Annotated in this window: 13 protein-coding genes; 1 reads left to right on the top strand and 12 read right to left on the bottom strand. The window is 69.7% G+C overall.

Annotation, left to right across the window (positions count from 1 at the left end):
- Positions 1 to 17: 17 nt before the first annotated feature.
- From OO014_RS11865 to OO014_RS11890, 6 genes are all read right to left on the bottom strand, one after another.
- Positions 18 to 2126 (bottom strand): FAD-dependent oxidoreductase, encoded by a 2109-nt coding sequence (locus OO014_RS11865; protein WP_272462529.1) that lies wholly within the window; start codon positions 2124 to 2126, stop codon positions 18 to 20.
- The gene (locus OO014_RS11870; RefSeq protein WP_272462530.1) at positions 2123 to 4603 is read right to left on the bottom strand and encodes a GcvT family protein; all 2481 of its coding nucleotides are present in this window, start codon (positions 4601 to 4603) and stop codon (positions 2123 to 2125) included. The genes OO014_RS11865 and OO014_RS11870 overlap by 4 nt, the downstream gene beginning before the upstream one ends.
- Before the next feature lie 41 nt (positions 4604 to 4644).
- Positions 4645 to 5292 (bottom strand): TetR/AcrR family transcriptional regulator, encoded by a 648-nt coding sequence (locus OO014_RS11875; protein WP_272462531.1) that lies wholly within the window; start codon positions 5290 to 5292, stop codon positions 4645 to 4647.
- A gap of 122 nt (positions 5293 to 5414) precedes the next feature.
- Entirely contained in the window at positions 5415 to 6065 is a 651-nt protein-coding gene (locus OO014_RS11880; protein ID WP_272462532.1) for a maleylpyruvate isomerase family mycothiol-dependent enzyme, read from the bottom strand.
- 56 nt (positions 6066 to 6121) lie between these two features.
- A complete protein-coding gene (locus tag OO014_RS11885) occupies positions 6122 to 6505 on the bottom strand; it encodes a MarR family winged helix-turn-helix transcriptional regulator (protein ID WP_272462533.1) in 384 nt (127 codons plus the stop codon).
- Positions 6506 to 6720: 215 nt separating this feature from the next.
- Positions 6721 to 7563 (bottom strand): hypothetical protein, encoded by an 843-nt coding sequence (locus OO014_RS11890; protein ID WP_272462534.1) that lies wholly within the window; start codon positions 7561 to 7563, stop codon positions 6721 to 6723.
- Between OO014_RS11890 and OO014_RS11895 the strand changes: the two genes are divergently transcribed.
- Positions 7553 to 7741 (top strand): hypothetical protein, encoded by a 189-nt coding sequence (locus tag OO014_RS11895; protein WP_272462535.1) that lies wholly within the window; start codon positions 7553 to 7555, stop codon positions 7739 to 7741. The genes OO014_RS11890 and OO014_RS11895 overlap by 11 nt on opposite strands.
- Before the next feature lie 80 nt (positions 7742 to 7821).
- Here the strand turns inward: OO014_RS11895 and OO014_RS11900 are convergent, their stop codons facing one another.
- The 6 genes from OO014_RS11900 to OO014_RS11925 all read right to left on the bottom strand — a co-directional run bounded on the left by OO014_RS11900 (position 7822) and on the right by OO014_RS11925 (position 12328).
- On the bottom strand, positions 7822 to 8061 hold the full coding sequence (locus OO014_RS11900; protein ID WP_272462536.1) for a thioredoxin family protein: 240 nt from the start codon (positions 8059 to 8061) through the stop codon (positions 7822 to 7824).
- A gap of 34 nt (positions 8062 to 8095) precedes the next feature.
- Positions 8096 to 9040, bottom strand: a complete 945-nt coding sequence (locus tag OO014_RS11905; protein WP_272462537.1) for a permease — start codon at positions 9038 to 9040, stop codon at positions 8096 to 8098.
- 310 nt (positions 9041 to 9350) lie between these two features.
- Positions 9351 to 9668, bottom strand: coding sequence for a hypothetical protein (locus OO014_RS11910; protein ID WP_272462538.1), 318 nt, complete (start codon positions 9666 to 9668; stop codon positions 9351 to 9353).
- A 45-nt stretch (positions 9669 to 9713) separates the two neighbouring features.
- Complete coding sequence (locus OO014_RS11915) at positions 9714 to 11252, bottom strand: ABC transporter permease (protein WP_272462539.1); 1539 nt, start codon at positions 11250 to 11252, stop codon at positions 9714 to 9716.
- Positions 11249 to 11941, bottom strand: coding sequence for an ATP-binding cassette domain-containing protein (locus tag OO014_RS11920; RefSeq protein WP_272462540.1), 693 nt, complete (start codon positions 11939 to 11941; stop codon positions 11249 to 11251). The genes OO014_RS11915 and OO014_RS11920 overlap by 4 nt, the downstream gene beginning before the upstream one ends.
- A 105-nt stretch (positions 11942 to 12046) precedes the next feature.
- Entirely contained in the window at positions 12047 to 12328 is a 282-nt protein-coding gene (locus tag OO014_RS11925) for a hypothetical protein (protein WP_272462541.1), read from the bottom strand.
- Positions 12329 to 12358: the final 30 nt, after the last annotated feature.

The following is a 12358-nucleotide window of genomic DNA, read 5'->3' on the forward strand; positions in this document are numbered from 1 at the left end:
TGGGCCGTGACGGTTGCTCAGGCGAGGGTGGATCGGGGCGCGGGGCCCGGTGGCGACCAGAGCTCGGTCACCTCGCGGCGAGGAAGGGATGCGCCCCGTCCGCCGGGCTCGGCGCCAAACTCCTCGGCGTAGCGTCGTCCCGACCACACTGCCGCGGCGATCGTGCCCGGGGCGCACGCGTCACCGATGGCCTCGACCGAGCGGAGGCTGCCATTCGCTGCGGCCGCCAGCAACTGCTGGTGAAGCGCGTCCTCAGGGAGCCTGGCAGTCACCATCACCACCGTGTCGCAGGGCAGTTCCTGCGGGGCGCCGGTGAAGACGTTCTCGATCCGGACCGAGTCGGCTGCCACGGACATCAGCACCTCGTTGGCCCGGATCCGGACACCGGAGAGGAGGAGGTCTCGCTGCACCTTCTCGACCTCCAGGGTCTGCTCAGTCCAGGCCGACGCCAACGGTGCGGGGGTCACCAGGTCGACGTCGTAGCCCTCGTGGCGCAAGAGCCCGGCCAGCACTCCACCGAGGTAGTAGTGATCGTCGTCGAAGAGCACGACCCTCCGCCCGGACGGCCGCTCCCCACGCATCAGGTGGTCCGGCGTCAGCACCTCCGCCCCCGTGCCGATCGGGATCGGGCTCGTGTGCCACCGCGCGACCCCGTCCGCGCGCCAGGAGGAACCGGTCGCGACCACCACGTGCTCGAAGCCGAACTCCAGTACGTCGTCGGCCGAGAAGCGGCTCTCCCGGTAGATCTCCACGTTGGGCAGCCCGGCAATCGCCTGCAGTCGGTAGTCGACCACCCGGCGCCATGCGGACAGGCCTGGGAGCGCAGCCTCCTTCACGACCCTTCCGCCCAGCTCACGAGTCGCCTCGGCCAGCACCACGTCGTAGCCACGCAGGCCGAGCGCCCGTACGGCCTCCAGCCCGGCCGGGCCGGATCCCACGACGAGGATGCGCTCCGGCGCGTGCCGGGGACGGATGCGCTCGGGGTGCCAGCCGCGCCGGAACTCCTCCCCCATGCTCGGGTTCTGGGTGCAGCGGATCGGCGACATGGTCAGGTCGCCGGAGACACACATGTTGCAGCCGATGCACTCCCGGATCTGCGCCAGCCGTCCGTCGCGGATCTTGTTGGGCAGGAAGGGATCAGCGATCGAGGGTCGCGCTGCTCCGATCAGGTCCAGGACCCCGGAGCGGACCTGATGGACCATCATGTCGGGCGAGGTGAACCGGCCCACCCCGACGACGGGCTTGCTGGTCAGCTGCTTCAAGCCGCGGACGAGCTGCTCCTGCCCACCCTCGGGGGAGAAGCGGGACGTGTTGGAGTCCTCCGCCCAGTCGCCCTGAACGAAGTCCCAGAGGTCCGGCAGCTCGCCGATCTCGGACAGGACCTCTTCGAGGTGCTCGCGGCGCAAGCCGTCGGGCACGTGCGGCTCTTCGACACTGATGCGGCAGGCCACCGCGGCCCTGCCCTCAGCGGCCTCGAGCGTGTCCTCGAGCAGCTCTCGCATCAGCCTCATCCGGTTGCGCGTGCTGCCGCCGTACTCGTCCGTTCGTTGGTTGTACCTCGGCGAGAGGAAGTGCTGGGCGGTCCCCATCCCGTGCCCGGCGTAGATGTAGACCAGGTCATAGCCGGCACGCAGTGAGAGCTCCACGGCCTGACGGTGCCAACGGCGCACGTCGGCGATGTCCTCCTTGGTCATCGCGCGAGCTTGGACGGGCGGATAGCCGTAGGTCGCCACGGGCAGGTGGTGCGGCGCGAGCGGCGTCTCTCTCGTCGTCAGGTTCGGGGCGTTCAGGCCTCCGTGGACCAGCTCGATCCCCGCCAGGGCGCCGCCTGCGTGGATCTCTGACGCGATGAGGGAGAGCGCGGGCAGGTCCTTCTCGTCCCAGGCCCGCAGCTCGATGTAGGGGGTCAGGTCCGAGGTGGGGTGGATCTCGACCTCTTCGGTGCAGACGACGCCCCAACCGCCCTCGGCCTTCGCGCGGCGCATTGCCGCCTGCGCGCTGGGGTCGCGGTATCCCATGCCGTTGCAGTGGGGCACCTGGAAGAACCTGTTCTTCGTGACCAGGGGGCCGATCTGCACCGGCTCGAAGAGGATGTCGTACGGCGAGGGACCGGGCTCGGCGCTCATGACTTCACCCTGCTGCTCGACGGGTCGTAGAGGGGTCGGATGGATGCCGTGGCCGGGATGCGCTCGCAGGCGACCTCCACTTCGTACTCACGGGCGAGCAGAGCGGGGCCATCGAGTCTGCCGTGCTCGGTGGAGACGTAGCCGAGACCGAGCGGCGCGCCGATCGTGTGCCCGTAGGCCCCGGAGGTGATCCGGCCGACGATGCGCCCGTCGCTCCAGATGGGCTCGTTGTGGTAGATCAGTGGGCTGTCGTCGGGCAACCGGAACTGCATCAGCCGTTGCGGGGGGCCGCTCTCGCGTTGCGTGAGCAGCGCTTCTCTGCCGATGAACCCGCCGGGCTTGTCCCAGGCCACGGCGAACCCGAGCCCGGCCTCCAGAGGCGTCTCGTCGGTGGAGACGTCGTGACCCCAGCTTCGGTAACCCTTCTCCATGCGCAGCGAGTCGAGCGCGTGGTAGCCGCAGAGCCTGAGTCCGAACGGGCCACCGGCATCCTCGATCGTGTCGAAGACGCCTGCAGCGAACTCCGTCGGCACGTAGAGCTCCCAGCCCAGCTCGCCGACGTACGTGATCCGGTTCGCCCGGGCACGGGCGTACCCGAGGTCGAGCACGCGGGAGGTGCCGAAGGGGAAGTGCTCGTTGTCCAGGTCGACGTCCACCAGCCCGGCGAGCAGCTCCCTCGATCTCGGACCCATGACGCTGAGGACCGCGAGGCCGGAGGTGACGTCGGTGACGATGCAGCGGGCTTCCGACGGGACGTGCGCGGTGAGCCAGGCCAGGTCCCTGGTCTGGGTCGCTGCAGCAGTGACGACCAGGAAGCGGTCCTCGGCCTCGCGCGTGACTGTCACGTCGGCCTCGATGGTGCCCCGGTCGTTGAGCCACTGGGTGTAGACGATGGACCCGACCGGGACGGCCACCTCGTTGGCGCACACCCGGTTGAGCACGCGTTCAGCATCGGGGCCCTGGACCAGGAACTTGCCGAAGGATGACAGGTCGAACAGTCCAACGCCCTCACGCACGGCCCGGTGTTCCTCGCCCGACAACGGCAGCCAGTTCTGTCGCCCGAAGCTGTACTGGTACTCAGGCACCGTCTCGGCCGGGGCGTACCAGTTGGGCCGCTCCCACCCCGCCACCACGCCGAAGCACGCCCCTCTGCTCGCGAGGCGGTCGTGCAGAACGGAACGACGTACTCCTCGCGCCGTCTCGGGCTGGCGGTAGGGCCAGTGCATCGCATAGAGCAGCCCCAGGGTCTCGACCGTTCGGTCCCGCAGGTACGAGGCGTTGCGCTGGAACGGCATCATGCGGCGGACGTCGACGTCCCACACGTCCATCGGCGGGTGCCCGTCGATGATCCAGTCCGCCACGACCTTTCCGGCGCCGCCCGAGGACTGGATCCCGATGGAGTTGAAGCCACAGGCCAGGAAGAGACCGGCGACCTCGGGGGACTCGCCCAGCAGATAGCGATCGTCCGGGGTGAAGGACTCTGGACCGTTGAAGAACAGCTGGATCCCGGCCTGCGCCAGGGCGGGCACCCGGTGCGTGGCGCTCTCCATCATCGGCTCGAGATGGTCGAAGTCGATGGGCAGCCGTCCGAACGAGAAGTCCTCGGGGATCACGGAGCGTCCACTCTGGTGGCGGGGGGGCCACGGCTTGGCCACGGGCTCGAACCATCCGACCAGCAGCTTGCCTGCCTCCGGTTTGACGTAGGCGTGGCCGTCCTGGTCACGCAGCACCGGCATCCGGGGCGACAGCCCCTCGATGGGTTCGGTGACCACGTAGTAGTGCTCGGCCGCGTGCAGTGGCACCGTTGCCCCCACGGCGCCGCCGAGCTCGCGGCTCCACATCCCGGCGGCGTTCACCACCACGTCGCACCTGATCCGATGGGGCTCCCCGCCCATCGAGCACTCCACCCCCACGGCCCGGCCGCCCTCGACGAGGATGCGGCTCACAGGGGTGTGCTCCCGGATGACGACGCCCGCCGCTCGGGCTCCCCGAGCCAGCGCGCGTGTCGTGTCGACCGGATTGGTCACCCCGTCGCCGGGCAGGAACACACCCCCGACGAGATCGTCCACTCGTGCCAAGGGCACCAACTCGGCGATGCCGCGCGCGTCGAGCAGCTCCACCTGCAAGCCGAAGACCCGCGCCATCGACGCCTGCCGCTTCAGCTCCTCGAAGCGCTCCGGGCCGGCGGCGACACTCACCGAGCCGGTCTGGCGGAAACCGGTCGCCTGCCCTGTCTCGGCCTCCAAGGACGCGAACAGCTCGCTGGTGTACTGCGCCAGACGGGTCAGGTTGTGCGTGGCCCGCAGCTGGCCGACCAAGCCGGCCGCGTGCCAGGTCGTACCGCTGGTCAGCTCCGCGCGCTCCAGCAGGACGACATCAGTCACCCCGCGGCGGGCGAGGTGGTAGGCGATGCTGCAGCCCACGATCCCGCCCCCGACGATGACGACTCGCGCGCTCCCGGGCAGGTCCTGTCCCATGACGTCTCCTTGTCCCTCAGTAGCCGGTCAGGCACGGTGCCTCACCGGGTGACGTCGAGCAGCCGCCCGGCGACATCGATGACGATCTCGGCGGGAGCTTCCCCCCCTCCTGTCAGGTAGGAGTCCTCCAGCACGATCGGCACCGCGATGCCGTCGACGAGAGCAGTCAGCTGAAACGCCGCAAGCGCAGGGTCGACATCGGAGCGGAACCGACCACTCTCGACCCCGCTCCGCACCACCTGCTCGACCAGGCCCCGCCAGCGCCGATACACCGCCCTGGCGTCCTCGCGCACGTCGTCGTCACGGATCGCGGTGCGCCAGTACTCGACCCACGTGCGCCACACCGGGTCGATGCGGTCCCCCTGGGCCACCCCAATGCGCAGCAACCGGCGAAGCTGCTCCCAGGGATCATCGCTGTCCCGGAGCGCAGCCGTCATCGCCTCCAGCTCCTCTTCGGCAACGTGGCCGAAGGCGGCGTGGAGCAGATCCTCACGATTGCCGAAGTAGTACTGCAGGGTGCTGACCGGCACCCCACTGGCCTCACTCACGTCGATGAACCTGGTCGCCTCGGCCCCCCGCTCAGCTATGACGTTCGCGGCAGCCCGGAGGATCTCCCCCTTGCTCCTGCCCGCGCGCCGGCGACGGCGAGCCAAGCTGCCGGCGGCCGCTGCGGAAGACGAAACCTCCATGTGTATGACCATACCGTATCGCCATACGGAAGGGTGTGCGAAAGCAGGGTCCGCGCGCGGACGGCACGGAGCCACGCCCGCTGGCGCACGAGATTCCGGACCAGGCGACTCGGAGGCCCGAGTCAGGCGAAGCTGCGGACGCCCTTGCCGGTCAGGCGCGGTGTTGCCGCCTCGGTGCGGCCGGTCAGGAGGAGCAGGATCGCGCAGATCGGGCCGGCAATCTCAGGGCCGGTTCCAACGGTCCAGTCCGCGTCGGTGGCGCTGAGCCTGAACGAGCCCAGGCGGCGCCTGGCCCCGAACGAGAAGGGCCAGCGGAGCTCCCAGACCCGAGTCGCGGCAGCGGCACCCGCGTCGGGTGGCGTGGGGAAGTCGATCCCCAGCGGGATCGCGATGTCCTGGACGTGCACCAGGATGTCCCACATGACGTTGGCGGGGTCGGCGGGCCAGGGGACCGAGCGCGACTCTGCGGTGGTCCGGAAATCCTGAATGAGCTGGGTTGGCGTGCGCGCCGCTCGACGTTGACTCGCCACGGTGTTGAATCGGGCATAGTTGCCGCGAGCCTTCACGAAGTCGACCAGCATGCTCCCCCGCGAGGGCGGTATCGGGATCAGGGTCACGTGCGCGGCAACGTCGCGCACCGTCCAGCCAGCACACAACGACGGCCGTTCCCAGTCCGCCTCGGACTGCCCCGCCAGCATGTCAGCGAGAGCCAGACGCTGCTCGGTCACCACCTGCCAACGCTGCTCGACATCGATGCTCTCTGGGGCGCCCATGATGCTCCTCCGGACTTCCACGACGCCTCCAGATTAGACAGATAATCTGTCTAATCTCAAGAGGTGTGATTCTCCAGGAAGGGGTCAGTGATCTCGCGCAACATCTTCAGCGTCTCGCGAAGTTGCGCCATTCGCTCCGGCCCGATGTGGGCCGTCCATTGTGCTTCGACCTCCTCGAGCGCAGGGACCACCTCGGCTCGTGCCGCGTGGCCTCGGGCGGCGACCTTGACGAGCTGGGCGCGGCCGTCGGTCGGGTCGGGGACTCGTTCGACGTAGCCCGCTTGTTCGAGTTGCTTGACCAGGAAGCCGGCAGTCTGCTTGGTGACCTGGGCGGCGGCGGCGAGCCGGGTGATGCGCGACCCGCCCCGCTCGATCTGGGCGGCGATGCGCGCTTGCGCGACCGTCATGTCGGTGTAGCCGGCCCGAGCGAGTCCCTCCATGGTCGCGGCTTCCATCGCCCGGGAAGGGATGAAGAGCAGGACGCCGAGGGGCAGCTCCTCAGCGTCCGCATCCGACGTTGACGCTTCCGACGTTGACGCTTCCGACGTTGACGCTTCCATTGCCCTGCCCTTCGGCGGCCGTCCAAGCTTCAGGAGGAGTTGTCACACCACGCTACTCGCCAGGCGGTGGCCCGCTGAGCCACCGTGGCTGCCGCTCAGGCGACGACGATCGCTGTCGTGATGGCCAGAGCCATCGCCTGATGGAACGCGACGGTCAGGCCGGGGGCCTTCGGCTGGAGGTTGACGGCGTGGAAGAGCAGGAAGCCCGCGAGGATCTGCACGACGACGAAGTAGAACGCCACGGGGTAGGCGCCGAACGACCTACCGAGCATCGCCACCAGGCCGAGCGCGGCGACCAGATGGATCACGAACACCCAGTGTCGGGCGCGGCGGGGCAGGACGAACTCCCCGAACGCCGTCCCGAACCCTCGTTGACCGGTCGCCATCCCACCGAGCAGCACCACCACGACCACCACGTGCAGCGGGCCCGTCTCGGCCACGAAGGTCCAGAACCCGTCGCCGTGCCCCACCAGCATCGCGAGGTAGGCGAGGAACACGCCGTACGCGAGCAACCCGTGGATGCCGTGCACGACCGACGGCAGCCGGCCGGCGAGCACGTGCAGCGTGCCGATGCCGAACAACGCGGTTGCGACGACGAGGGCGAGCCCGGACAGCGTGGAGGACTGCGGCGCGAGGAGCACCAGGGCCACGCCGATCAGCCCGACGAGCGTGGCCACGATGCGGTGGGCGGCCTCCGGGTCACCACGCAGCAGCAGCACGAAGATGTTTCGGGTGTAGGGCCAGTGGGTGCCCAGCGACAGGCCGAACCCGAATCCCTCGACGAGGCTGCCGAGCAGGATCAGCACCGCGCTCAGGACGATCTGCGCGAGGAGCAGACCGTCGACCAGGGCACCCACGCCCTCAGCGCCGGTCGATAGGCCCCTCACCACACCCGCGACGATGGCGCCGGCAACGAGGACGGCAACCATGGCCCGCACGGCGCGCACGGTCCGCGTGATCTCGCCGTCGATGACGGAGGACGGCGCAGCCGACGCTCCGTCGTCCGTCGCGGTTGCCGATGCGACGCCACGCCGGTCTGTCGATGATGAGGGCACGGTCGCGATCTCCTTCGAGGCGATGCTGGACGCGGTGGCGCTGCACCGCGACGGTCGGTGACGATCATCGCGCCTGTTCGATCATTGCGGGAGGCCCGTCGGGTGTGACACCACTCGCTCCGCCTGCACGGAGTGCCGCCTTCAGGCGCGTGCGGCCAGCAGCTCGGCGATCTCGGCCGGCTTCGGCACCCTCCCGGAGACGACGACCTCCTCGTCGACGACCAGGCCTGGCGTCTTCATCACGCCGTAGCCGGCGATCTCGCCGTAGTCGGTGACCTGCTCGAGCGTCGCCTCGATGCCGCTGTCCGCCAAGGCGGCCCGCGTGTTCTTCTCCAGGTTGTGGCAGTTGGCGCAACCGGGGCCGAGGATCTTGATGATCATCACGAAGTCCTTTCGCTGTGGACGATGGGTGGCCTCAGGGGAAGATCGCGTTGAACAGGTAGCCGATCACGACGATGCCGACGATGACGGACCCGAAGAAGAGCGCGAGCAGGGGTGGCTTGAGGACGCGGCGCAGCATGATCGCTTGCGGGATGGACAGGGCGATGGCGCTCATGGTCAGCGCCATCACGGTGCCAAGTGACATGCCCTTGGCCCACAGCGCCTCGGCGATCGGCACGACGCCGGCGCCGTTGACGTAGAGGGGCACCCCGGCAAGGGTCGCGACGAGCACGGCGAAGGGATTGTCAGGACCGGCGTAGGTGGCAAAGAAGTCCTCGGGGAGCCAGCCGTGGATGACGGCACCCATCGCGACACCGGCCAGGACCCACTTCCAGACCGTGGTGAAGATGTCCCGCGCCTCGGCGACTGCCGCGTCGACCCGTTCCCGCCAGCTCGGCTGGTGGCCGCCCGCGCGCAGCCGCCCGATCCGGGTGGCGAAGACCATCTCCTCGACCCACCGCTCCAGGTGGAACCGCGAGAAGACCCAGCCGATCACCAGCGCGATGAACGAGCCGGCGATGACGTAGGCGGCCGCGACGTTCCAGCCGAACTGGTCGCCGATCATGATGGCGGCGATCTCGGACACGAGGGGGGACGCGACCAGGAAGGTCAGCGTGATCGACAGCGGGATGCCGCCCGCGACGAACCCGATGAAGAGCGGGATCGAGCTGCACGAGCAGAACGGGGTGACCACACCCAGGAAGACCGCGAGGACGAGGCCGGCGAAGAGGCCCCTGCCCTGGAGGAAGTCGCGCGCCCGGTCGAGGTCGAGGCTCGCCCGAAGCAGCCCGATGAGGAACATGAGCCCGGTCAGCAGGAGGAAGATCTTGACGGTGTCATAAAGGAAGAAGTGGACCCCGCCGCCGAGCCGGCCCAGGAGGTCCCACCCGATGACGTCCCGGACGAGCCAGGTCCACAACCGCTCGTTGCCCAGTAGGCGAAGCCCCAGGCCGCCGCCGCCAAGGCCAACTTCGCCCAGAGGCCAGCATCGGTGCGGGAGCGGCTGATCACGCTCACCCTCGGATTGTCCTGCTGACCCACTGCCTCGGACGAGCCGCGGACGCGTTCCCTCCGTCACAGGGGTCACGACGCCACAACGACGTCGCCGCCGTCCGGGCCGCCCATGCCGACAACCCCGATGACGTATGCCGCTGAGCCGGCCCCCGCTCGACCGCGAGGTCCCGGCGGGGCTGAGCCCAGCGGTATACGTCCTGAGTGTGGTGCTGCCGTCAGGCAGCGGGCTCCGCCTCGGCGCGGGCGACGAGGGAGGCCGGCGGCAGGAAGCGATCGCCGTAGCGCTCGGCCAGCTCGCGCGCTCGGGCGACGAACCCGGCCACGCCACCCGGGTAGCCCTCGACGTACTGGGCGACGCCACCGGTCCACGCGGGGAAGCCGATCCCGAGGATGGAGCCGACGTTGGCGTCCTCGACGGAGCGCAGCACGCCCTCGTCGAAGCACTTGACGGTCTCGAGAGCCTCGGCGAAGAGCATCCGCTCCTTCATGTCCTCGAACGGGATCTCCGCCGCGGCGCCGCGGGATTCCGCCACCTCGCAACAGAGGACGTCCAGACGATGAGGAACTGCTCCCAAACATCACGCGACGTTGCGGCCGGGCCTGAGCCCAGCGGCATACGACTCTCCTGTTGTCCTGGCGCTCGGCCGGCCGCCGAAGCCTCTCCTCAACAGGACCGCGACGAGGACGGCCAGCGCCCCCACCCAGAGGAGGCCCACGGCGAGCTGAGCGCCCTCGTCGAACCCGGTGGTGAGGCCGCCGTCGATGAGGACGCGCATGCCCGAGTAGCCGGGCAGCCACCGCGCCCAGACAGGCGGCTCTCCGCCCAGCATCGGACTCTGCCCGAGTCCGAGGTCGATGAACGGCACGAGGAACGCCATGAAGACTCCCGAGACCCGCCCGAAGATCGGACCGAGCAGCATGCCGATGAGGCCGTAGGTCACCGCGATGAGGACGCTTCCCCAGGCGTAGATCCCCCACTGTGCTGCCGTGAAGACGGTGGCGGTCACCCCGAGGGAAGCCGCCGTCACCACCGCGGCCGCGAGGAGCACCAGGAGCATCCGAGTGAGCACCGCGACGATGGCGCGCTGTCCAGCGAGGACGAGTCTCCTGTCGCCGGCCCGCGCGTCGAGGACGATGAAGACGCCCACGAGGGCGGCCAGCGAGGCGATCGCCTCGGGAGCCATCGTGCCGGGATGGATCACCGCAGGGTCGAGCAGCGTCGTCGTCTCCACCCCGTCCTCCCGTACGACGACACGCGAGATGCCATGCGGGGTGATCGCCGCCGACAGGAGGATGAAGACGGCCGGCACGGCCGCGAGAAGCAGCCAGAGCAGGGGTGTCCGGCCCCAGTCGCGCACGCCCATCCGCAACCCGGTCCGGAGCTGTCCCGCTCGCCGCGACGCGGGACCCCTCGCGCGGCCCGGCGTGGCGCCCACGACGACGTGGGCCGCGGCGAGGGCGGCGACGAGCCACAGCGCCGACCACGTCAGCGTGCCCGGTCCCGCGTGCCCGGGCGGCTGGTCGATCGTCCACAACGAGATGAAGTGGGTGGGCAGGACGCGCAACAGCGGTGACGTCGAGCCGCTCAGCGCCGGGCCGAAGAAGACATCGAGGATCCACACGAAGAGGAGCAGCACGCTGCCGTTGACCGGCGTGGGCACGAGCGCCCCGATCAGCGCCCCGATGGCCAGGTAGACGACCGCGAACATCGCCGTGCCCACGACGACCCTGACCGGCTGGGACAGGCTCTGCCTCGCGGCGAGGGGAACGAGCGCTGCTGCCGTCGCACCGGCGGCGAGGACGCCGCCGGTGAGGAGCCGGGCCGCCGCGAGGCGGCCGGGAGCGAGACCGGCGAGCACGAGCCGCCGGTCGGTCGCCCGGGAGGACGCCACCTGGAAGTACATGGCGATTCCCGTGAGGAAGCCGGCCGCCCACCCGGCCGTCGCCGTCTCCATGCTGGCTCCGCCCGTCGCGCCTCCCAGCACCTCGGCCGCGTCCGCCAGGGTCGGGGCGGCGACGAGGACGAACGTCACCGGCACGAGGAGCAGCAGGAGCAGATTGGTGCCGGTCCTGGCGTAGTCGGCGAGGAAACGGCGTTCGAGCAGGAGGGCTGTCACACCGACCACGCCCTGCCTTCGCGGAGCGTGACGATGCGGTCGAACCGCTGCTGGTCAGCGATGAAGTGGCTGACGATGAGCACGCTGCGACCGCGAGCCCGGCGCTGCGCGACCAGGCCCCAGAACTTCTGGTACGTGTCCCAGTCGAAGCCGGCGTAGGGCTCGTCGAGCAGCAGGATGTCCGGGTCGGGCAGGAGCGCCAGACCGAGGTTGAGCTTGGCGAGTGTGCCTCCGGAGAGCTGGTCCGCCCGCGTGGCCGCGAACCGCTCGAAACCGAGCTCTTCGTAGAGGGCGAGCCGCGCCTCGTGCAGTCGCGCTGCCGTCATCCGGTAGGCGCCGCCGAAGAGCTCGAAGTGCTCGTCGCAGGTCAGTCTCGGATAGACGACCGGCTGCTGCGGACAGTAGCCGAGCGTCCCCGTCAGCTGCACCGTGCCGGCGTCCGCAGCGAGGTCGCCGACGAGGATCCGCATCAGGGTCGTCTTGCCCGAGCCGTTCTCGCCGACCAGGCCGACGACCTCCCCGCGTTCGAGGCTCAGGTCCGCCCCCATCAGGACCGGCACGCGTCGCGGCCGCGGCCAGCGCCACCGCTGGTAGGCCTTGTGGACACCCGTCGCAGCCAGCAGACGCGCTGGATCAGGCGGCAGCGGCGGGGCCGGGCGGTCTGCGGAGGTCTGGGCAGTTGCCGACATCGCGCTCACCTCGAGCTGTCGCCGTTTCGCTGTCGTGAGTCACAGTGCTCCCCCACCATGAAGATGACGCGCACCCCCGGGTCAAGATTTCCCGTAGTCAGCTGATCAGTGGTGGCCGCCCCCACCGTGCATGCGCATCATCGCGGCCATCATCCCGATGCACAGGAGAGCCGGCAGCAGGGCCGCCACCCCAGCCGACGACGTGGCCATCAGGACGATGGCGACGACCACCATCGGCAGACACATGAGCCACATCATCCGGGAGTGGCCGGAGCCGTGCGATCCCGTGGGTGGGGGCACGGGAGCGTGGTCAGTGGGGTGGTCAGTGCCGTGCTGGGCGTGGTCGGCGTGGTCGGAGGAGTCGTTGGTTCTGGGTGGGACGCTCATCGTGGTCTCCTGTGGTCGGTGGCTCGCGCG

The sequence above is a fragment of the Intrasporangium calvum genome (assembly GCF_028446585.1).
In the GTDB taxonomy this organism is placed as follows: domain Bacteria; phylum Actinomycetota; class Actinomycetes; order Actinomycetales; family Dermatophilaceae; genus Intrasporangium; species Intrasporangium calvum_A.

Coding starts and splice junctions, on each gene's coding strand:
- OO014_RS11865 (WP_272462529.1), bottom strand. CDS start 2,126: ATGAGCGCCGAGCCCGGTCCCTCGCCGTACGACATCCTCTTCGAGCCG.
- OO014_RS11870 (WP_272462530.1), bottom strand. CDS start 4,603: ATGGGACAGGACCTGCCCGGGAGCGCGCGAGTCGTCATCGTCGGGGGC.
- OO014_RS11875 (WP_272462531.1), bottom strand. CDS start 5,292: ATGGAGGTTTCGTCTTCCGCAGCGGCCGCCGGCAGCTTGGCTCGCCGT.
- OO014_RS11880 (WP_272462532.1), bottom strand. CDS start 6,065: ATGGGCGCCCCAGAGAGCATCGATGTCGAGCAGCGTTGGCAGGTGGTG.
- OO014_RS11885 (WP_272462533.1), bottom strand. CDS start 6,505: ATGGAGGGACTCGCTCGGGCCGGCTACACCGACATGACGGTCGCGCAA.
- OO014_RS11895 (WP_272462535.1), top strand. CDS start 7,553: ATGGCCCGCACGGCGCGCACGGTCCGCGTGATCTCGCCGTCGATGACG.
- OO014_RS11900 (WP_272462536.1), bottom strand. CDS start 8,061: ATGATCATCAAGATCCTCGGCCCCGGTTGCGCCAACTGCCACAACCTG.
- OO014_RS11920 (WP_272462540.1), bottom strand. CDS start 11,941: ATGTCGGCAACTGCCCAGACCTCCGCAGACCGCCCGGCCCCGCCGCTG.
- OO014_RS11925 (WP_272462541.1), bottom strand. CDS start 12,328: ATGAGCGTCCCACCCAGAACCAACGACTCCTCCGACCACGCCGACCAC.